The following is a 21170-nucleotide window of genomic DNA, read 5'->3' on the forward strand; positions in this document are numbered from 1 at the left end:
GTGCAAATGGATAATTATCCCACTCCCATGAATGATCAGGACGCACCACTGCGTCCTGATATCCGCATTGGGTTGGTGTTGATCAATCACTTTACGCTCAACTGCGTGTCCGAGTTGATTGAACCCATCCGCTTCGCAGCCGACATTTCCTTTCTCAGCCGACAGATTTTTTGTCAGTGGGAATGGATGAGCTGCGATAACCAACCCGTTACCTCCAGCTGCGGTTTGCACATTGTGCCAACCGCTGAATTCAATCTGCATAGCAACTGGGATTACGTGGTGTTTGCCGGCGGTTTATTAGATCAAACTCGTGATGTGCCAGCTTGGTTACTGGAGGCAATGCGTGATTTACACGCCAGGCGCGTCCCTATCATCACCTTATGCAGTGCGACCTTTATGGCAGCACAAGCGGGCTTGTTGGAGGGCAAGAAATGCGCGATTCATTTCACCACCCGTGATGAATTTCGTGAGCGCTTTCCGAATGTGTCACCCGTTATCGATCAAACCTATATTAGCGATGGCGGGGTGATCTCCAGCCCGGTAGGGACGGCACGTGATTTGGCGATGGATATCATCCTGCAGCACTGCGGCGAGCTGCGCGCTAAAAAAGTGCAAAAGTATTTGCTGATGGATGAGGGTAAGCGAGGGCAAACGCGGTCGCGGGTTGCTCATCCGCTAAAAACCTATGATGATGAGTTGGTCCAGCGCACTATTGCCTACATGCAACAGCATTTGGCCTCACCAGAACCGCTGCAAACCCTGACTACGGCGATGCAGATTAATCTCCGCCAGCTCAATCAAGCTTTCCTACACAGCACGGGAGATACGGCTGCGGTCCATTGGCGAAAGATGCGTCTCGAACATGCGCGCAAATTAATGATCGCCAGCAACGTCAGCATCAATAATGTGGCTAAGTCCTGTGGGTTTTCTGATGCTTCACACCTTATTACTTGGTTTCGCAAACAATATGGCGAAACACCCAGCGATTATCGTAAACGTCGCCGTGATGTTGAAAGACTGATTGCGCCTAATTAAATAAATCCACGACTTCACCTCTTGTTAATTCAGAAGGTGGTTTTGATTTTTTCATTACCCTATCTCATTTTTATTGTTCTCATTTAAATAATTATACCCCACGAAACTTGTTGAAGTGGAAGTGTTTTATCAATCAATAATGGGGCCATTTCACAAAAATAAGAAAAGGATATGAATGAATTGTTAATTGCACAATTCGTTGATATTTATGAAGAATTCATAATGTTCCTGCTTAAATATTATAGATTACTGCCTTTTTGTATTATTCCGCCTTTAGCTGAATGTTGACCAAATGTTAGATGCGGTGCAATTATTAGGTTACGGATTCACGGATATACTGTGAGGCTTAAATGAAAGGGTCAACCTGTAGTCTGATAGCACGCACGGCACTTCCCCACAAGGCTTATGGCAGACATCGTGTCAGCGGCGAGGGGGATAACATAGATGTGGTATTCTGTGCAGTGAGTAACGGTATTGTCGATGCATCATATATCAAGCCGGGTAAAACAATCGTTCGCATCTTTAAAATGTGTTGGGAATTTATTAGCGCACCCAATACACGTAATCAGCAAAAACGTAAATTTCATTATTAATTCTTCAGAGGGCTAAACTCGCCCTCTCTGTTTTATCTGCCATCCACTTTAGTTTGTACCTTCCTAAAGTCGTCCGACGCCGGTTTCCTCCCTCTCTGCAAATAACAGCCCTTGTCAAATCTGTTGGCTGGCCTGTAACATCTCAAATAAAGATGCATATTAAATATATGTTCTCAAGATGAGATTCACCGACGAGGTTCTCGTCATGTACAGGCAATAACGGAGCTTAAATGATCACGGTATTAAAACATCCACCGCATATTCGCGCATTCCTGCTGTCCATGGCCGGAAGCGTGGTGCTGATTATCGGCATGGGATACGGGCGTTTCGCATTTACTGGCGTATTGCCGGTGATGCTGAAAGAAAATCTGCTAACGCTACAGCAAGGTAACTGGGCGGCATCCGCAAATTATGCCGGTTATTTGTTGGGCGCACTGTTGCTATCACGTGCACGCCCTACGGATTCACGGCGGCTCTGTTTTACCTCCGTGCTTGCCACACTGTTATCGATAGTTGCCCTCGCATGGCTGCGATCGCCGCTGGCGATTATTGTGCTGCGCGGTCTGGCAGGGCTTTTCAGTGCTGTGACACTGATTGCGGCCTCACTATGGTTGTTGCAGCATATGCAACACACGCAAGGGGCACCATTGCTGTTTTCGGGCGTGGGTATGGGCGTTTTTCTCTCTGCAGAGATGGTCGCGGTGGGCAAATCACTTGCACTGCCCAGTGCGACGATTTGGCTTCTGTGTGCTGGCAGTGCCGCCGTGTTGTTTTTGGTGTTTTTCCGCCTGCTTAACAGTCCCCCAGATACGTTAGTGAACTATACGCTTAAGGCCCAAACATCCACACGTTCACAAACAGCAACAGCGGCAGAGGCGTGGAAATTGCTGCTGATTTACGGATTGGCAGGTTTTGGCTACATCATCACAGCGACCTATTTACCGTTGTTTTTAACCGGATCGCTAACCGGGGTTGATCCCGTGCAAATCTGGGCGTTATTTGGGCTTGCAGCCGTACCGTCCTGTTTCTTCTGGCATCGATTAGCTGTTGCACGTGGCTACCGATTCACGTTGTTGCTAAACCTGATATTACAGGCGGTGGGAGTAATCCTGCCAGCATTCAGTCACGCCTTACCCTTCTGTCTGGCCAGTGCACTATTAGTTGGTTTTACGTTTATGGGCACCGTCACCGTGGCGCTGCCTGAGGCTCGACGTCTCGCTGTCGCGGTCAGTTTCAACATGATTGCTGCAATGACGGCGCTGTATGGGTTTGGCCAAATTGCCGGCCCCTTGGTGGCGGGAGAACTCTACGCATTCAGTGGGTCATTCAATCCTTCACTCTGTGCGGCAAGCACCGCATTGGTGCTCGCGGCTGGATTAGTGGCTAAGCGCTGACATTCGCATCGCTAGCGAGTAATTGACGCAGATGATCCAGAGCGGGCGAGCGGTAATCCTTACGCCAGATCAGCTGCGTCACTGCATGTCCGGCATGCAGCAACGTCAATCCAGCAGGTATTTGTAACAGTTGCAGCACGCTTTCGGGCAGCATGCACATATAAGTTCCCGCTGCCACGCAGGCCAGCATGGCGTGATAAGAGCTGACCTCCTGGACCTGAATGCGTCTGCCACTCGCACCCATGTTCTGAAGCATCTGCATTGCTAACTGACGGTAAGTGCAGCCCACGGCAAAGGCCGCTAACTTACCCTCGTCGATGTCGCTCAACTGGCGGATATGGCTCATTGTGGTCGGTAATACCAGCAACAGTTGTTCATCATAAAGCGGTTGATAACGAAGATCGTCGGGGCAGAGGGGTTCACCTGCGTCATCGACTGGCAGCGCAACCAGCGCACAGTCGAGATCTGATTGCTGTACGCGTTCGATGAGTTGGCCTGTTGGTTGGGTCGAGAAAAGCAGGCGTACTTCAGGACAGGTTTGGCTGAATTCGGCCAAAGGTTTCGTCAAACGGCTTGCGGCGGCGCACTCCATTGATCCCAATGCCAGATCGCCATTCGGCGTGTGTGGATGCAGGCTCTGCCGCGCCTCTTCTCCAAGACTCAATAATTTTTTGGTATAGCTGAGGAACAGTTTGCCCTGAGGTGATAACTTCAGACGCTTGCTATCCCGGATAAACAGCTCGGCATCCAGCTCTTCTTCCAGTTGCTGTATACGCGTGGTGATATTCGATTGTACTCGCCCAAGACGTTGCGCTGCTTTCACCACGCTCAGTTCTTCTGCCACCACGCTGAAGATTTCCAGTGAAGTATGGTTCATGATTCATTCTCTTTTAGGGAATGTGATTGATTTATCTTTCAGGGAAAGAGATTTTAAGGCAACGACAGCGATCACATCAACGGAATAACCTCATGACTCACGTTCTCTGCCAGGCACTTAATCTGCAATATCCCGTTATTCAGGCGCCGATGGCGGGCGTATCGACACCAGAAATGGCTGCCGCCGTCACTGAAGCAGGGGCGCTGGGATCGATTAGCATTGGCGCGTCAACGCCGGAACAGGCGGCGGTGATGATCGCCAAAACGCAATCGCTCACCCGTGGGCCATTTAACGTCAACGTGTTTTGCCATGCGCCCGTGCAACGAAATGCTGAAAAGGAGCAGGCATGGATTGCGCGTTTCCGTGAGCTGTTTGCGCGCTATGATGCGGAACTGCCCGCTGACTTGCAGGAGATTTATCAGACTTTCCACGCTAATCAGCCGATGCTAGACGTCATTGAACAGGCGAAACCGGCAGCGGTGAGTTTTCATTTTGGTATTCCTGTTCCACAGACGATTCAACGACTCAAGCGACTTGGTATTGTCACACTGGCCACGGCGACCAATGTTAAAGAAGCGCTGGAGATTGCGCGCAGTGGCATTGATTTCATCATCGCACAAGGTATTGAGGCGGGCGGTCATCGCGGGCACTTCGACCCCAACGCGTTTGATCAGCAGTTGTCGACTTTTACACTGGTGCAGGCTATCCGTCAGCAAACCTCTCATCCGGTGATCGCTGCGGGAGGCATCATGGATGGATCAGGCATCGCTGCCATGCTGCAGTTAGGCGCAGTAGGGGTGCAATTAGGTACGGCATTTGTGTTATGTCCAGAGTCAGCAGCCAATCCAGCCTACAAAGACGCACTGAGGCAGGCTCACGAATCGGCCACCGTGATCACTGCGGCTATTTCTGGTCGTCAGGCGCGTTGCCTGCGCAATGCCTTTTGCGCCTTTAGCGGTGAGTTTCTGGCTGAAGATATCCCTGACTATCCATTAACCTATTCGCTGGGCAAAGCACTGGCGGCGGCTGCCGCTGCTAAAGATGAACACGGCTTTGGTGCACAGTGGGCAGGTCAAGGGGCGGCGCTGGCACGCGAGATGCCAGCAGGGGAGCTGATCAAGGCTTTAGTGCATGAGTGGCAAGGTGAATAATTTTGGTGGGGGGCCGCAGGTGGCGGCCTGCACTTAACTAGCGCAACTGAAACTTTATCAAAATTTATGTTTATATCTTGGATACTATATCGTTTCATTTAGCAAAACGAAGAAGTGCCACTCTAACCGTCACATTTTTTAAAATTTCCCACCCCGCACCTTAACTTTTATTTAAAAAGTGCAAACCTCGTCATTTTTTATCTGAAAAAAAATTCCGTCTAAACATGCTATTTAGCCGCAGAGGACTATTGCCAGTGCAAACCCGTTGAAGTGTTCACTGATATGTCCACATTCTGTCCATCATTTAGTATTTAATCCGGTCTTAAAAGATTTTATAACGCTACTCATGGATGAGTCGAAAGGCGTGAATCATGGTGCTGCTCAATAAAAGGCAAAATGAAATAGTTGCCTATCTCGCTACAGAAAATGACTGGATAGCAGCAAATCGTATCGCTGAATCATTTGACATTTCAGTGAGTACTTTACGACGCGATATTGAAGTCATCAATGAATCTTTTATTGAACAGGAGAGCCAAGTTATCAGTAAACCGGGACTTGGTCTCCGATTTACTATCGGCTCACATTTTACCGGCTTACATGCTTGCTCGGCAGGGCAAAGGAATGAGATCTTTGCGACGAAACGTTTGGTAGGAATAGTCACCGACCTCCTAACGCAAGCACCTCAACCCTTATCGATTAGCACACTTTCAGAAAAATATTTCGTTAGCCGTTCTTCTATCGTAGAGGATCTTAAGAAAGCGGAAAGTTGGCTCGAAAACTTTTCATTACACATGTTTCGAGACCATACAGGTACCTACATAAAAGGCGATGATCTAAATATACGCGTGGCAATGAAAGAAATTATTGCGCATAGCTTTTTTAGCCGACACCAAATAGCGGATAGTCGCATAGACAGATTTTCTCATACTGAGTTAGTGGAACAGTTTGGCAAGGTGAACGTAGAGAATTGTATTTCTCTGATGAGTTTGATTGAGAGAGATCTCTCCGTGGCGATCAGTGAGCCTTATTACACAAATTTGTTTTCCCATTTACTTGTGACTATCAAAAGAGCTGTAGGTCTTGCCGCTCAATCGGAGATTGAAACATTCAATCGTTACATGAGTCGGGAGTGGACAATTGCCGAGAAGGCCGTAAGTTGGTTGGAAAAAGAGTACAACTTATCTCTCCCAGAAATCGAAGTGAGTTATATTTATCAATATATTATTTCATCTGGCCATCATACTTTGGCAAAGGATCCTCAAACGCCATTGTCACCGCGCAGTGAGGCCGATGAATATGCTGATAAATTAATTTCCTGCTGCTCTCACGAACTTGGACTGAATCTTCGTCTGGATAAAAAATTGCATGATGGTTTGGCTCTGCACATTAAGCCAATGCTTAACCGATTAGCTTATGGAATAGCGATACACAATCCTTTATTGGATGAGATTAAGCATGAGTTTTTAACAGCGTTTAGCGCGGTCACCAGGGCAGTAGAAAAACTTGTAGGGTGTCATGCCACCTCAACAGTGTCAGAGGACGAAATAGCGTATCTCACACTCTATATTCAGGCTGCTCTTGATAAATTCAGTGCCAAAAAGAAGATTATTATTGTTTGTTCCAGTGGAGTGGGAACATCACAACTATTAGCCAGTCGTATCAATCGCGCTTTTCCAGAGTGGGAGATCGTCGATATTGTTCCTGGCAGCCAACTTGATGTCACGTTAGCAGTAAAAGCATGTGATCTCATTATCTCCACGATTAAGTTAGAGGGGATGGAATTACCCGTTGCATATGTATCTGCACTTTTTTCGAAGAAGGATATTGCCAGGATTTCTGAAAAAATTATTTTTAATGAAAATATGAAGGAGAAAGATAATGCTCGATAAAGTGGTGATTTCAGACATTCTCAGTCGCTCCTGCGTTGTAACTGATTTGGTGGCGACCAATAAAGTCGAAGTAATCGAGTATCTCTCAGCATTATTGCTGGCTGAAAATATCATCAACGATAAATCTGGTTTTGTTCATGATGTACTCGCACGAGAGGAATTAGGACCAACAGGTTTTGATAACCAAGTGGCTATACCACATGGAAAGTCAAGCACAGTGAACGAAACACGTATGGCGGTGGCCCGATTGCGTGACCCAGTGGACTGGGAAACCGAGGACGAGGTGGCAGTAAGGCTTGTCATTCTTTTTGCCGTAAGAAATGCGGACAGCAGTATAGGTCATATCAAAGTATTAGCCAGTGTTTCAGTTGCCCTTGGCGATGATGAGGTTGTTGAGCAATTAATGCAGGCGGAAACGAGTGAGGCGTTATACCGATTAATCGTCAACAATACCGGAGTATAAACTTTTAATCTGGAGTTTATCAATGAGACTAATTGCGATCACTGCCTGTCCAACAGGTGTGGCACATACCTATATCGCTGAAGCTAACCTTAAAAAGAGCGCAGCCAAAATGGGTATTGATATTGTGGTTGAAACCCATGGCGCTGTAGAAAGTGAATATCATTTCACTGATGAAGATATTCATAACGCTGATGCAGTTTTGATTGCCGCAGATAAGGTCATCGACACGCGGCGGTTTAAAGGTAAACGAATTTTTAAAGTCCCGGTTGCACGTGCGGCTAAAGACGCCACAGGATTATTGAACAATATCCTTAGCGGTGCGCTAAAACCTGAAGCGACGGGCAATGTGTCAACCACACAGAATGTAGACACGCCGGCTAACGCCAGCGGTAAGTCTATTGTCTCTCAACTTTATATTCATCTTATTACCGGCGTTAACCTGATGATCCCTTTTGTGGTCGCAGGGGGAATTCTGATTGCCTTAAGCTTCTCATTCGGCATCACTGCTGCAACACCAGGGGATGCGAATTTCAGTCCGATTGCCAAAATGCTCTCAGATGTCGGGGGCGGGGCCGCATTTGCTTTGATGCTTCCCATTTTGTCATTGGGTATCAGTAAATCCATCAGTGGTAATCTTGGTATTGTCTCTGGAGCAGTGGGAGGGATGCTCGCCGTGCATACTGGCGCTGGCTTTTTAGGCGCACTGTTTGCGGGATTCCTTGCCGGATATATCACCTTAGCCGTGGTGAAATATATTCAGTTGCCAAAGGTATTAGCGGGTTTGAAACCCATTCTTATTGTTCCCTTGCTAACTGTTCTGCTCACCGGAGCATCAATGATTTTGGTGATCGGGCAACCCATTAAAATGTTGCTTGAAGCTTTAACCAGCTTTTTGCAAAGCATGGGAAATATGAATGCAGCCGTTATGGGGCTGATGATTGGCGTAATGGTGGCGTTCGATATGGGCGGACCACTTAATAAAACCGTCTGCATGTTCGCTATTGGATTAATGTCTACAGGAATTTATGAACCCATCGCGGCCTGTATGGCGGCAGGTATGGTGCCACCGATTGGCATAGCCCTGGCGACGACACTGTTCAAACGAAAATTCACCGCTCAAGAACGTGAAACAGGCAAAGTCACATACGTATTAGGGTTGTCGTTTATTACTGAAGGGGCAATACCTTACGCCGTCTCCGATCCCTTGCGTGTTATTCCCGCTATTTGTGCCGGCTCTGGACTGGCCGGCGCACTCTCCATGGGTCTAGGCTGTGCTTCGCGAGCACCGCATGGTGGTGTTTTTGTCCTGTTTATCCCAAATGTCATTACCCACGTGCTGGCTTATATCTTTGCTATCGCGGCTGGTGCGTTGTTAACCGCAGTCATCCTGCGTGTGATTAAAAAAGACGTTAATCAAACCCTAACCGAAGGAGTGAAAGATGTTAATCAACATGAAGAATCTTTTGAGCGTGGCTAAAGATAATAAGTTTGGTGTGGGTGCTTTTAATATTGCGTCTGCTGAATTTGCTCGCTTGGTGATTGAGGTGGCGGAAGAGTTGCATTCACCCGTTATTCTGGAAGTGCATCCGGTTGAGCATGATTTTTGTGGCGATGCCTTTATCGTGTATTTACGTGAAATAGCTGAAAAGGCGAGTGTCCCTGTGGTGATTCACCAGGATCATGGTCAGACACTGGAACACAATATTAAAGCCATCCAGACCGGTTATACCTCAGTGATGATTGATGCTTCTTTGCTCGCATTCGAAGACAATATCGCATTGACCCGCAAAATGACGGAGATAGCCCATGCCGCAGGCGTTTCAGTCGAAGCCGAGTTAGGGACAATTGGTGTTGCCGAAGGCAGTGCTGAGGGGGGACATAGCGAAATCCTCTATACCGATCCCGATCAGGCTGCTCGTTTTGTCGAAGAAACCGGTGTTGATACCCTTGCCGTAGCTATTGGCACGTCACATGGCTTATATCCCGCAGGCAAGCAGCCTCAACTGGACATCCCACGACTTAAGGAGATAGCGGCGCGCGTGGATATCCCGTTGGTATTGCATGGTGGTTCGGGAAATAAAGACAGCGAGGTTGCGGAAGCCATTCAAAATGGTGTGGGGAAAATTAATATTTCAAGCGATATGAAGAAAGCCTTTTTTGTCGCACTGGAAGATGAAATAAAACGTGGGGGACATGAACCCAGCGAGTTATTTCTTAAGCCTATGGCTGCGGCTAAAGAGGTGGTCGCACATAAAATGCGGCTATTCTCTTCGGCAGGCAAAGCTGAACTCTATGCTTGAGTGATAAGTTGTATTAAAGGGCGATAGGTCGCCCTTTATTTATTATGGTGCCAAGGCATTCAACACCGCTTCAGGCATAGAAGGGCGTCCATTACTGAGACAGGTGGCAACAAAAGTCGCATCGGCGTAAACCACGTCATTGACCTTAATCTGTTGGACAAAATTCACCCGGTTACGCTTTTCATTTTTTTCCAGCGCGCACGTCACTTCGACTTTGTCACCTTTCAGCAAACTTTTACGAAAGCGCAAAGAGTATTCAAGAACCATGTACAGTTTGCCCTGTTTGAACTCTGCTTCAATATCAATCCCGAGCGCTTCACGCATAAATGCATGGCGAGTCCATTCCATATAGAACGGATAATAAAGGCCATCTACCACGCCCTGGAAATCAATATGGTTTTCATCAACGTCATAGTGTTTAACGAACATTTCTGCATCCTAAACTGAGGGTTACATTGGTCAGAAGTGTATATAACGCAGAAGGACCGCAGGGTAAATGCGTAGATGTATCAAAGTGATGCTGGAGCTGAAGTTACCGTATCATTCGGTCCGTGTTGAGCAGGTGTGTATACGTCGGGTATTACCGTTATGTCTTATGCTTTTCAGATGAAGCTCATAAGGAACAAACGGGATGAACAAGGACACATCAGTTACTCAGCCATTACGCTGGGCACTGGCCCTAATATTTACCGGTATCGTGGCAGGGATTTGCGGCATGCTATTGGCATTGCTGTTGCATTTTATCCAGCACATAGCGTTTGGTTACAGCCTGGATGCGGTGATCAGCAATGAGTCATTTTTGTCCGGTGTCACTGCGGCCACAGATTGGCGTCGATTCTCCGCCATTGTGTGCGGTGGCCTTGTCGCGGGTTGGGGCTGGTGGTTACTGGGGCGCTACGGCAGTCAACGCGTCTCAATCAGTCAGGTCGTCAACAATCCTAACAAGCCGATGCCACTTTTCACGACAGCCATTCATGCACTACTGCAAATCATTACCGTGGCGCTCGGCTCTCCACTCGGTCGTGAGGTGGCACCGCGTGAAGCTGGTGCGTTAGGTGCAGGGCTGATTGCCAACGGATTAGGCCTCGATGCCGATGCACGCAAAGTGTTGATTGCCTGCGGTGCTGGAGCCGGACTCGCGGCGGTCTACAACGTGCCGCTGGCGGGTGCGCTTTTCACGCTTGAGGTGCTGCTGGTGACCTTTCGTTGGGAGTGTGCCGTCGCGGCATTAATCACCTCAGCCATTGCGGCAGGTGTCGCCACTTTGGGACTCGGCAATGAAGTGCAATATCACTTTTTAGTTGGCGCGGCACCGGCATCTATCATTGCCTGGGCGATCGTATGTGGGCCCATTCTAGGGGCCGCGGCGATGCTGTTTCGCAAGCTCACGCAGCGGGCGCGAAGTAAGGTAAAAACCTCACTTCAGATGCCGCTGTTTTGCCTGTTGTCATTTGCCTTACTCGGCGGACTGAGTGTGATCTTCCCGCAACTCCCCGGTAACGGCAAAGGCCCGATGCAACTGGCGCTGGACGGCGCAATGCCCATGGCGTTGTTCATTAGCCTACTCATTCTCAAGATGCTGGTCATTTTGGCGGTGCTGCGCAGCGGCGCAGAGGGCGGATTACTGACGCCGGGATTGACGATTGGCGCACTGTTCAGCCTGATTCTTTGTGCCGTCTGGCAGCATCTGGTTCCGGGAGGCAATAGCGGGAGTTTCGCCCTGATTGGAGGAACCGCTTTTTTGGCAGCGTCAATGCAAATGCCGTTGACCGCTGTGGCATTGCTGCTGGAGTTTACGGGGATGGATCACAGCTATCTGGTGCCTGCCATTCTCTGCACCAGCGGCTCATTTTTAATGTGCCGCTGGTTGGAGAAAGATAAGGGTTAGAACACTTCATCCAGCAGCTGATACATGCGCTTAAAGGCACGCTGAGTCACTTCCGGGTGATATTGCGCCACACCCGTGTTATTCGCTTTCGGGTCAGTGAACGAATGCACGGCACCGGCAAAACTCACCAACTGCCAATCCACGCCTTTGCTGTTCATTTCACTGGCGAACGCGGCCAGCTGTTCGCGCGGGACTAACGGATCGGCAGCGCCGTCCAGCACCAGCAGGGAGGCGTTAATGGTGTTGCCATTGTAAGCACCTTGGGTGTCCAGGGTGCCATGGAATGACACAGCCGCTTTAATATCTGCGCCGCTGCGAGCGAGTTCCAAGGCGCAATGCCCACCGAAGCAGAAACCAATCGCGGCAACCTTGTCTGTCTGCACTGGCGCGCTGTTCTGCGTGCGTAGAGCAGTTAATGCGGCCTGCATACGGGCGACTTCTGCCGGTTTATCTTTCACTTCCATCATCATTGCGCCGGCTTCATCACCGCTGGTTGGGCGCTTGCCCTGACCATAGAGATCGCAACCAGCACCACATAACCCTTTGCCGCGATGGCTTTGGCTTGTTCTGCGGCATCTTCCGTGGCACCCATCCAGTTTGGCGCAATCACGATACCGGGTTGCGGCGCGTTATGATCTGCGTTGTAAATTAAAATACCGTCGAAAGTATCATTGCCCACGGTGTAAGAAAGGGAAGTTGAATGGATATTGCTCATTAATTAAACTCGCTTGGTTTTATTAGCAGATGAAAACGAGACGTTACCGACTTTATTTTATTTCACAATGAGTCTAAGAGTTAACCGCACCAAATGTTTAGTGCGGTAATAAATGATTCACCTATTGTTTAAATTTGTGCCATTTCTGCGTGCGGTTTACTGCTACCCAAGGTGATAAGAAAACTCAGTAGGGTAAACACCGTCATAATGCCAACCATAATCCATGGAGTGCCATTACTCAGCCACGCCAGTAACAGGGAAGAAATAATCCCACTGCCGTACTGTAGCGAACCAATCAGAGCAGAGGCTGAACCCGCTGCATTGGGCACCGCATCCAGTGCTGCCGCCGTTGCGGAAGCCGCAATGATGCCATTCATAGAGAAGAAAATGAAAATGCAGATGACTAGCGTAGCAATGGCCGTTGGGTGGGTTTTCAACATCAAACACATCACCAGCGTCATTATTGCGGCGACAAAGGAGGCTACTTTTAGCAATGTTTCCAGCCTGACGCGCTGCACGAGCTTTTTATTCACTGTACTGATGGCCACCACGCCAACGATATTAATCGCGAACAGCCAACCATAATGTTGCGGATCGATGCCAAAATAGCTGATATAGACCGCCGGTGAACCGACGATAAAGGCATACGCGGCGACATAATAAAATGTCACACACAATGTAAAACGCATGAAGTTCTTATTTTGTAGCAAAGCACGATAATGAGAAAAGGCGTGCCCCAATGATGTCTTTACACGTTTCTCCGCCGGTAACGTTTCTGGTAGCCACAGCAGAGAGCAAAACATAAGTATCCCCACAATGGCTAAAAACCAAAAAATCGTCGGCCATTGTGAATAGCGAATAATTTGCCCACCCAGCAGTGGTCCCGCAATTGGGGCGATGGCCATGACAATAATCAGTGTCGAAAGCATCTGCGCAGCACGGGTCCGAGTAAACAAATCGCGAATCATCGCACGGGCCAGCATCGGCCCCGTACAGGCGCCTGCAGCTTGCACCACGCGCCAGAAGACAATCTGAGACATCTCAGTGGAAAGGGCACAGCCAGCGGATCCCACCGCAAAGATGATCATCCCGATATACAGCGGTTTTTTTCGTCCTAGCTGATCACTGATCGGTCCCCAAATTAATTGCGCAATCGCGAAGCCGATCAGGAATCCGGTGACCGTTAACTCAGAATCGCCGTGTAGCGCGGCAGACATGACGGGCATCGCCGGAAGGTAAATATCAGTCGAGAGCGAGGTGAATGCCATCAACGCGCTAAGAATGACGATAAAAGCGATGCCGGTTTTCAAATCAGGGGGATGCGTGGCGGTTTTGATATCCATAGAGCCTTTAGTGTGTGCAAAGGTGAAAAGACTGCCAGGTTTGGCAGTCTTAGTGTCAGTCAATTACAGTTCCTGGCGTGTCGGGCGGAACAGAATTTCGTTGATATCAACATCGTCCGGTTGGCTTATCGCGAAGGCCACTACGCTGGCAAAAGAATCCGCTGAGATGGCATAGTCGTCGTAAAACTGCTTAATGCCGCTCGCCACATCCTTTTCAGTGATGCTTTCCACCAATTCACTCTCAACGGCACCCGGTGAGATGATGGTGGTACGGATGTTGTAAGATTTAACTTCCTGGCGTAAGCCTTCCGAGATCACGCGTACCGCCGTTTTTGTTGCGGCATAAACCGCACTTCCTGGTCGCACTTTGTGTCCAGCTACCGAAGAGGTGTTGATGATGTGTCCGCTTTTTTGCGCTTGCATATGCGGCAGGGCTGCGGCGATGCCATACAGGACGCCTTTCAAATTGACGTCAATCATCGCGTTCCAGTCATCCAGTTTTTGACGTTCCAACAATGAGTGCGGCATTAACCCGGCGTTATTGACCATCACATCAATACGGCCATGTAATGTAACGGCTTTTTCCACCAATGCCTTTACCTGATCTGGCTGTGTCACATCGGTTTGAACCGCGGCTTCGATGGGCAGTCCGAGTTGTTGCGCCAATGCTTGTAAGCGATCGAGGCGACGCGCGCCCAGTACCACTTTGGCACCTTCCTGCACCAGACGTTTTGCAAGGGCTTCACCAAGCCCACTACTGGCTCCGGCGATCACCACCACTTTGTTTGCGATATTGTTCATGTCATGTGCTCCTGATTAGGGTCCGACTGAGCGTATCAAAGCCGGACTGTCGTGATTAGTCGTGATAATTCGCTAGAACCTATGAGTCAAAATCATTAATTAAGCGAGCGCTCCTCCTCGTCTTCCTCCTCGTACTTTTTGCCCGCAAAACGGTTGCGAACCACCACGAAGAACACTGGAACAAAGAAGATAGCGAGCAAGGTGGCCGCCACCATGCCGCCAATCACGCCGGTACCTACGGCATTTTGCGCGCCTGATCCGGCACCTGAACTCAGTGCCAGTGGGAGAACGCCGAGAATAAATGCCAGTGACGTCATTAGGATTGGGCGCAGACGCATACGTGCAGCATCCAGTGTGGCTTCGATAACGCCTTTGCCTTCGATCTCAATCTGATCCTTGGCAAATTCCACGATCAAAATGGCATTCTTAGCCGACAGACCAATAGTGGTCAGCAAACCCACCACGAAGTAGACATCGTTGCTGAGGCCGCGAAGCAGGGTAGCAAGCAAGGCTCCCAATACGCCGAGTGGCACCACCAGCATCACAGAGAACGGAATCGACCAGCTCTCATACAATGCCGCCAGACACAGGAACACCACGATGAGAGAGAGTGCGTACAACGCGGGGGCTTGTTCACCGGTCATGCGCTCCTGGAATGACATGCCCGTCCAGTCGAACCCGATACCCGCAGGCAGTTGCTGCGCCAGCTGCTCCATTAATGCCATGGCCTCACCAGAACTTTTCCCTGGCGCAGGTTGTCCGAGAATTTCGAGTGAGGACAAGCCGTTATAGCGCTCCAGTCGTGGCGAACCGTAGACCCATTCCGCCGTGGAGAAACTGGCGAATGGCACCATTTTTCCGTTGCTGGCTCGCACGTACCAGTCATTGATGTCTTTTGGCATCATGCGGTAAGGTGCATCACTCATCACATAGACTTTTTTGACGCGCCCGTGATCAACGAAGTCATTGACGTAGCTACCACCCCAAGCGCTGCTTAAGGTGGTGTTGATATCGGAAAGATCGACACCTAACGCAGTAGCTTTTTCTTGATCAATATTGAGCTTGAACTGCGGGCTATCTTCCATGCCGTTAGGGCGCACGGCGGTGAGTATGTCCGGGTGCTGGCGCGCCAGTTCCAATAGCTGATTTCTTGCCTGCAACAGCTTGTCGTGACCTAAACTGCCTTGATCAATTAATTCAAAGTCAAAACCAGTGGCATTACCCAACGCAATAATCGGCGGCAGGTTAAATGCCACGACATTTCCATCAAGGATCTTGCTGAATGCTTTAGCTGCGCGGCTGACGATCGCATCCACTTTATTCCCGTCACCAGGACGCAGTGACCAATCTTTCAGGCCGATAAACGCGATACCCACGTTTTGACCACGCCCGGCGAAGCCAAAACCGTTCACCGTCAGCACGTTCTCAACGTTGTCCTTCTCCTGTGTGAGGTAGTAGTCATTGACCTGATCCAGCACCGCTTGGGTACGTTCCTGGGTTGCGCCTGCCGGGAGAATGGCTTGAGTCGCCAATACGCCCTGATCTTCAGACGGCAGGAATGACGTTGGCAGGCGCATGAACAGAATCGCCATGCCTGCAACCAGTAGCGCATATATCAGCAAGAACCGCCCGCTGCGGTGCAGCATGCGAGCCACCACATTGCTGTAATGGTGACTACTTTGATCAAATTTACGGTTAAACCAGCCAAAAAATCCGCGATGTTGAGTGTGGGTGCCAGGTTTTATCGGTTTCAGGATGGTGACACACAGCGCAGGCGTCAGGATCAGCGCCACCAACACCGATAACACCATGGCTGAAACGATGGTGATCGAAAATTGGCGATAAATGACACCCGTGCTGCCGCCAAAGAAGGCCATGGGTACGAATACTGCCGAAAGGACCAGTGCAATACCCACTAAGGCGCCCTGAATCTGCCCCATGGATTTACGCGTAGCGGCTTTGGGTCTTAGCCCTTCTTCCGCCATCACGCGCTCGACGTTTTCCACCACCACAATGGCGTCATCGACCAGCAGCCCAATCGCCAGCACCATGCCGAACATCGTCAGGGTGTTAATCGAGTAACCAAACGCGCTGAGAATCCCAAAGGTGCCCAACAACACCACCGGCACGGCAATGGTGGGAATCAGCGTGGCGCGCAGGTTTTGCAGGAACAGGTACATCACCAAAAACACTAATACGATGGCTTCAAACAGCGTTTTTACCACCTCATGAATCGAGATGCTGATGAACGGAGTGGTGTCGTAGGGATACACCACTTTCAGCCCTTGAGGAAAATAAGGCCTGAGCTGGTCAATACGAGCACGAATCGCATTCGCCGTGTCCAGCGCATTGGCGCCACTTGCCAGTTGGATACCCAATGCTGACGCCGGTTTGCCATTGATCTTCACCACGAAATTATAGTTTTCGCCACCGCGCTCAATGCGAGCGACATCGTGTAGGCGTACTTGCGAACCATCACTGTTCACTTTCATCAGGATATTGCCGAAGGCTTCAGGTGAAGTGAGACGCGTTTGGGCGATGATGGAGGCATTCAGCTGCTGGCCTTTAACCGGAGGCGCGCCACCCAATTGCCCGGCGGCTACCTGGGCATTCTGTGAGCGGATCATGGTCATCACATCAACGGGAGTGAGTTGATAAGTGTTGAGTTTGTTCGGGTCAAGCCAGATGCGCATCGCATATTGCGAACCGAACAGGGTGGTATCGCCAACGCCATTTATGCGGCTAATAGGATCTTTAAGGTTTGCCGCCACATAATCGGCGATATCTTCCATGCTCATACGACCGCTTTCATCAACAAAGCCCGGCACGAGGAAGAACACGCTGGAGGATTTACGTACTGTGATGCCTTGCTGCTGCACTTCTTGAGGCAATAACGGCGTGGCTAACTGCAACTTGTTCTGCACTTGCACCTGTGCGATATCCGCATTGGTCCCGTTCTCAAATGACAGCGTCAATTGCAGCGTACCGGAGGAGTCACTGGTTGATGACATGTACATCAGGCCATCCAGCCCGCTCATGTTCTGCTCTATGACCTGCGTAACACTGTTCTGCAGGGTAGTGGCATCAGCACCAGGGTAGGTTGCACGGATTTGTACCGCAGTAGGGGCGACATCGGGATACTGTTCAACCGGCAATTTAAGGATTGAAATCGCACCCGCGAGCATCACGATAATGGCTAGCACCCAGGCAAAAATGGGGCGGTCAATAAAAAATCTCGACATCAGTGAGTGCTCCCTGCGAGTTTAGACATCGTCACGGGGTGCACCACCATGCCGGGCTGTGCGCGTTGCAGGCCCGCAACAACCACGCGTTCACCAGATTTGACCCCTTCGGTGACACGCCACTGATCGTCCACGGCTTCTGCAACCGTAATTGCACGCACTTCAACCTTATTATCCGCGCCGACAACCAGCGTGGTGGCTTGCCCACGCGGGGTGCGGGTAACAGCTTGCTGTGGAATCAGGAGTGCATTGGGATCCTGACCTTCATCCAACTGGGCTCGCACAAACATACCGGGCAGCAATTGATGCTCGGGGTTCGGAACAATGGCACGCAGCGTGATTGATCCGGTCGTGGGATCCACTGTGACATCTGAAAACGCCAGCGTGCCGCTGTGCGGATAACGTGAACCGTCACTTAACAGCACATCAACACGCGCTTTGCCGGTATTTTGTTGCAGGTGACCACTGGCAAAAGCCTGCTGCAGATGCAGAAATTCATCGCTGGATTGAGTGACGTCGACGTACAGGGGATCGAGTTGTTGTACGGTGGCGAGCGCCGCGGTTTGTCCGCTCTGAACTAAAGCACCTTCAGTAACGGATGAGCGACCAATACGGCCACCAATCGGCGACTTGAGCGTGCTCCACGCCAGGTTGATGCGCGCCGATTCACTGGCAGCAAGGGCTGCATCCACTGCCGCCCGTGTTTGTGCTGCGGTTGCTTCTGCCTGATCGACATCCTGACGGCTCACATATTGCGTGCCTGCCAATGCGCGATAGCGGGTTAACGTCAGCTGTGCCATACGGGCATTGGCTTCTGCCTGAGAAAGTGCAGCACGCGCGTTATTGTAACTGGCGCGAAACGGTGCAGGATCGATCTGATACAGTGCCTGGCCAGCGGCAACATCACTGCCTTCGGTAAAGTTGCGTTGCAACACAATCCCTGAGACTTGTGGACGCACTTCGGCCACGCGAAAGGCTGAAGTGCGGCCAGGCAGTTCTGCGGTGACAGGGATCGAAGCCGATTGCAGCGTGACGACCTGCACATCCGGTGCTGATGTCGTGCTGGATGTGGGGGTTGAGGCCGCATCACAGCCGGTTAATAAAAAGGTAAATGACGCGCATAGCAAAGCCAGCGGCTTAATTGCCACAGTGTGGGGCATTCTGATTTTCTCCCGGAGGCCGGTCGTAGAGGTGAATTACACCTGGGAAGGATATTTCTGCGTATTTAATCTCCGCCAGGTTGCTGGCGGTATGTGATATTTTCTGACGAACGATCGGCTGAAAGACTGCTGCGAGTCGTAGCCGTATTTCACCGAGATTTCAATTACCGCTTCATTGCTGCTAATCAAATCCTCAGCGGCCGAAGCCAGTTTTTTATCGCGAATATAATTGCCTAAACTAATATGCATAGTGCGCTGAAATAGGCGCTGCAAATGCCATTTTGAATACCCCGCGCGCTGTGCCACATCTTCTATTTTCAGTGGCTGACGCAGATGGTCATCAATCCATGTAATCAGGTCGTGAATGAGGATCTCATGTCTGTCCATTATGGCTGCCCTGTTGACGTAGAGTCAGTCCGAACGCGATGCGTCCGCCACGATCTCTATGATGTTCGCCAGTTGACCAACACACTCAGAGACAGGCTAACAGTATCATTACAAAGTACATTTTATTAGTTGCCGATTCACGATAGGCTTTATGAAATCCACTCATCAATGGCGCTGAAATAGATCATGACAATAGAGGGCGCAGGAGACAGGAGTTGATGCTTGTCACAATTTAACGCTTTGTGCCGTAGGACTCGTGAAATATCCACATATATTGCAATGTATGTATATTGACCCTGCTTTTGATAGTCAAAAAATGAAAGGAATAGGTCATGCTAAAGGAAAATTTTAACGATCTCACCTATCTGGTAGTAGTGGCGCGTGAGCAAAGTTTCACGCGCGCGGCGGCAAAGTTGGGTGTTTCCCAATCGGCATTGAGTCATGCGATACGCGGTTTAGAAGAGCGCCTCAATACCCGTTTATTAACCCGAACCACACGCAGTGTTGCGGCGACAGAAGCCGGTGAGCAGCTGATTAAAAGCGTCGAGCCGATGATTATCGATATTGAGAAAGCATTGCAGGATCTGGTGGCGAATCAAGGTAAGCCCACTGGAACCATCCGCATTACGGCCGGCGAACATGCGCTCTCTACCACCTTGTGGCCGTTGCTCAAACCGTTCTTGTTGCAATATCCCGAGGTGAAGGTGGAGCTTTCGGTCGATAACACGCTGACGGACATCGTCAGCGGTCGTTTTGATGCCGGGGTGCGCTTGGGAGAGCAAGTTGAAAAGGATATGGTAGCGGTGCGGATTGGGCCGGACTGGAGCATGGCAATTGTCGCCACCGATGCCTATTTTGCCGAGCATGGTGTGCCTCAAACGCCTTATGAACTGCAAAACCACAACTGTATTAATATGCGCTTGCCAACCTTAGGCGGGTTATATAACTGGGAATTCACTAAAGACGGCAAAGAAATTCGTGTCAAAGTTGAGGGGCAGTTAGTTTTTAATAACCTGGCCTCGCGCATTGATGCTGCTCTCTCCGGCATGGGTATCGCTTGTGTGCCTGAAGATGCCGTACGCCAGTATATTGAAGCGGGGCATTTGCGACGCGTATTGCAGGATTGGAGTGAGCCGTTTAACGGTTATTACCTCTATTATCCTAGCCGTAAACAGCACACCGCCGCCTTTGCCAAATTACTGGAAGCGGTGCGCTATCAGGGCTGAATTGCGTTTATGGACGCTGCGCCGCCAGTTGCAGCAGTAGGGCTTTCGCCACGTCTTCAGAGCTTGCTGGGTTTTGGCCGGTCACCAGATTGCCATCTTCTACGACGAAAGGAGCCCAATCCGCGCCTTTCTGATAGTGCGCACCGAGCTTGATGAATTCATCTTCAATCAGGAATGGCACCACGTCGGTGAGTTCGACCGCCGCTTCTTCACCATTGGTAAAACCTGTCACCTGTTTACCTTGGATCAACGGCGCGCCATTTGCCGCTTTCACATGACGTAACGCACCAGGCGCATGGCAGACAAAGCCGATGGGCTTACCGGCACGGTCAAAGGATTCGATCAGTTGAATGGAATCCGCTGACTCGGCCAGATCCCAAAGAGGACCGTGACCGCCAGGGTAAAACACCGTGTCGAATTCCTGCTGGTGCACGCTGGCTAATTTCACGGTATTCGCCAGTGCTTGTTGCGCCGCTGCATCCGCTTTGAAACGCGCGGTCATTTCAGTCTGGAACTCAGGCAAATCACTTTTGGGATCGAGCGGAGGTTGACCACCTGCAGGAGAGGCCAAGACAATTTCTGCACCCGCATCTTTAAACACGAAGTAAGGTGCAGCGAACTCTTCCAGCCAGAATCCGGTTTTTTTGCCGGTATTACCCAGTTCAGCGTGAGACGTCAGAACCATCAAAATTTTCATTTTCATTCC

Annotated in this window: 17 protein-coding genes and 1 pseudogene; 9 read left to right on the forward strand and 9 right to left on the reverse strand. The window is 50.1% G+C overall.

All coding sequences use genetic code 11. The features are described from left to right. Positions 1 to 6 precede the first annotated feature (6 nt). The gene (locus tag HA51_RS01160) at positions 7 to 1035 is read left to right on the forward strand and encodes a GlxA family transcriptional regulator (protein ID WP_245840115.1); all 1029 of its coding nucleotides are present in this window, start codon (positions 7 to 9) and stop codon (positions 1033 to 1035) included. Positions 1036 to 1861: 826 nt separating this feature from the next. Next, positions 1862 to 3022, forward strand: coding sequence for a YbfB/YjiJ family MFS transporter (locus HA51_RS01165; RefSeq protein ID WP_425435679.1), 1161 nt, complete (start codon positions 1862 to 1864; stop codon positions 3020 to 3022). Here the strand turns inward: HA51_RS01165 and HA51_RS01170 are convergent. After that, positions 3012 to 3899 (reverse strand): LysR family transcriptional regulator, encoded by an 888-nt coding sequence (locus HA51_RS01170; RefSeq protein WP_084931365.1) that lies wholly within the window; start codon positions 3897 to 3899, stop codon positions 3012 to 3014. The two genes, HA51_RS01165 and HA51_RS01170, sit on opposite strands and share 11 nt — an antisense overlap. Before the next feature lie 92 nt (positions 3900 to 3991). On the opposite strand from HA51_RS01170, the gene HA51_RS01175 reads away from it, so the two are divergent. The 5 genes from HA51_RS01175 (at position 3992) to HA51_RS01195 (ending at position 9702) form a co-directional block, all read left to right on the forward strand. Then, positions 3992 to 5050 (forward strand): NAD(P)H-dependent flavin oxidoreductase, encoded by a 1059-nt coding sequence (locus HA51_RS01175; protein WP_084931367.1) that lies wholly within the window; start codon positions 3992 to 3994, stop codon positions 5048 to 5050. Between the two features lie 371 nt (positions 5051 to 5421). Further along, the gene (locus HA51_RS01180; RefSeq protein WP_084931369.1) at positions 5422 to 6939 is read left to right on the forward strand and encodes a BglG family transcription antiterminator; all 1518 of its coding nucleotides are present in this window, start codon (positions 5422 to 5424) and stop codon (positions 6937 to 6939) included. After that, positions 6929 to 7402 carry a PTS sugar transporter subunit IIA gene (locus HA51_RS01185; protein ID WP_084931371.1) on the forward strand — a complete coding sequence of 158 codons (474 nt, stop codon included), beginning with the start codon at positions 6929 to 6931 and terminating at the stop codon, positions 7400 to 7402. Before HA51_RS01180 ends, HA51_RS01185 begins: the two co-directional genes overlap by 11 nt. A 22-nt stretch (positions 7403 to 7424) precedes the next feature. After that, a complete protein-coding gene (locus HA51_RS01190) occupies positions 7425 to 8879 on the forward strand; it encodes a PTS fructose transporter subunit IIC (protein ID WP_084931373.1) in 1455 nt (484 codons plus the stop codon). Next, positions 8842 to 9702, forward strand: coding sequence for a ketose-bisphosphate aldolase (locus HA51_RS01195; protein WP_084931374.1), 861 nt, complete (start codon positions 8842 to 8844; stop codon positions 9700 to 9702). The genes HA51_RS01190 and HA51_RS01195 overlap by 38 nt, the downstream gene beginning before the upstream one ends. A 42-nt stretch (positions 9703 to 9744) precedes the next feature. Here HA51_RS01195 and HA51_RS01200 read toward each other — a convergent pair whose 3' ends face one another. Then, positions 9745 to 10131 (reverse strand): acyl-CoA thioesterase, encoded by a 387-nt coding sequence (locus tag HA51_RS01200; protein ID WP_084931375.1) that lies wholly within the window; start codon positions 10129 to 10131, stop codon positions 9745 to 9747. A 202-nt stretch (positions 10132 to 10333) separates the two neighbouring features. Here HA51_RS01200 and HA51_RS01205 point away from each other — a divergent pair, with 202 nt between their 5' ends. Continuing rightward, positions 10334 to 11590, forward strand: a complete 1257-nt coding sequence (locus HA51_RS01205; RefSeq protein ID WP_084931377.1) for a chloride channel protein — start codon at positions 10334 to 10336, stop codon at positions 11588 to 11590. Here the strand turns inward: HA51_RS01205 and HA51_RS01210 are convergent. The 6 genes and pseudogenes from HA51_RS01210 to HA51_RS01235 form a co-directional block, all read right to left on the reverse strand. Next, positions 11587 to 12305, reverse strand: a pseudogene (locus HA51_RS01210) (dienelactone hydrolase family protein). The gene HA51_RS01205 and the pseudogene HA51_RS01210 overlap by 4 nt on opposite strands. Before the next feature lie 128 nt (positions 12306 to 12433). Next, a complete protein-coding gene (locus HA51_RS01215; protein WP_084932030.1) occupies positions 12434 to 13648 on the reverse strand; it encodes a multidrug effflux MFS transporter in 1215 nt (404 codons plus the stop codon). 63 nt (positions 13649 to 13711) lie between these two features. Beyond that, positions 13712 to 14449: an SDR family oxidoreductase gene (locus tag HA51_RS01220; RefSeq protein WP_084931381.1), complete on the reverse strand. Its 738-nt coding sequence runs from the start codon at positions 14447 to 14449 to the stop codon at positions 13712 to 13714. A 95-nt stretch (positions 14450 to 14544) separates the two neighbouring features. After that, positions 14545 to 17691 (reverse strand): efflux RND transporter permease subunit, encoded by a 3147-nt coding sequence (locus tag HA51_RS01225; protein WP_084931384.1) that lies wholly within the window; start codon positions 17689 to 17691, stop codon positions 14545 to 14547. Continuing rightward, positions 17691 to 18851, reverse strand: a complete 1161-nt coding sequence (locus HA51_RS01230) for an efflux RND transporter periplasmic adaptor subunit (RefSeq protein WP_084931386.1) — start codon at positions 18849 to 18851, stop codon at positions 17691 to 17693. Before HA51_RS01230 ends, HA51_RS01225 begins: the two co-directional genes overlap by 1 nt. 36 nt (positions 18852 to 18887) lie before the next feature. Then, positions 18888 to 19238, reverse strand: a complete 351-nt coding sequence (locus HA51_RS01235; RefSeq protein ID WP_084931388.1) for a helix-turn-helix domain-containing protein — start codon at positions 19236 to 19238, stop codon at positions 18888 to 18890. A 332-nt stretch (positions 19239 to 19570) separates the two neighbouring features. Between HA51_RS01235 and HA51_RS01240 the strand changes: the two genes are divergently transcribed. Continuing rightward, on the forward strand, positions 19571 to 20464 hold the full coding sequence (locus HA51_RS01240; RefSeq protein WP_084931390.1) for a LysR family transcriptional regulator: 894 nt from the start codon (positions 19571 to 19573) through the stop codon (positions 20462 to 20464). Positions 20465 to 20471: 7 nt separating this feature from the next. Here HA51_RS01240 and HA51_RS01245 read toward each other — a convergent pair whose 3' ends face one another. Next, a complete protein-coding gene (locus HA51_RS01245; protein WP_084931392.1) occupies positions 20472 to 21161 on the reverse strand; it encodes a type 1 glutamine amidotransferase domain-containing protein in 690 nt (229 codons plus the stop codon). Positions 21162 to 21170: the final 9 nt, after the last annotated feature.

Source organism: Pantoea rwandensis (assembly GCF_002095475.1).
In the GTDB taxonomy this organism is placed as follows: domain Bacteria; phylum Pseudomonadota; class Gammaproteobacteria; order Enterobacterales; family Enterobacteriaceae; genus Pantoea; species Pantoea rwandensis.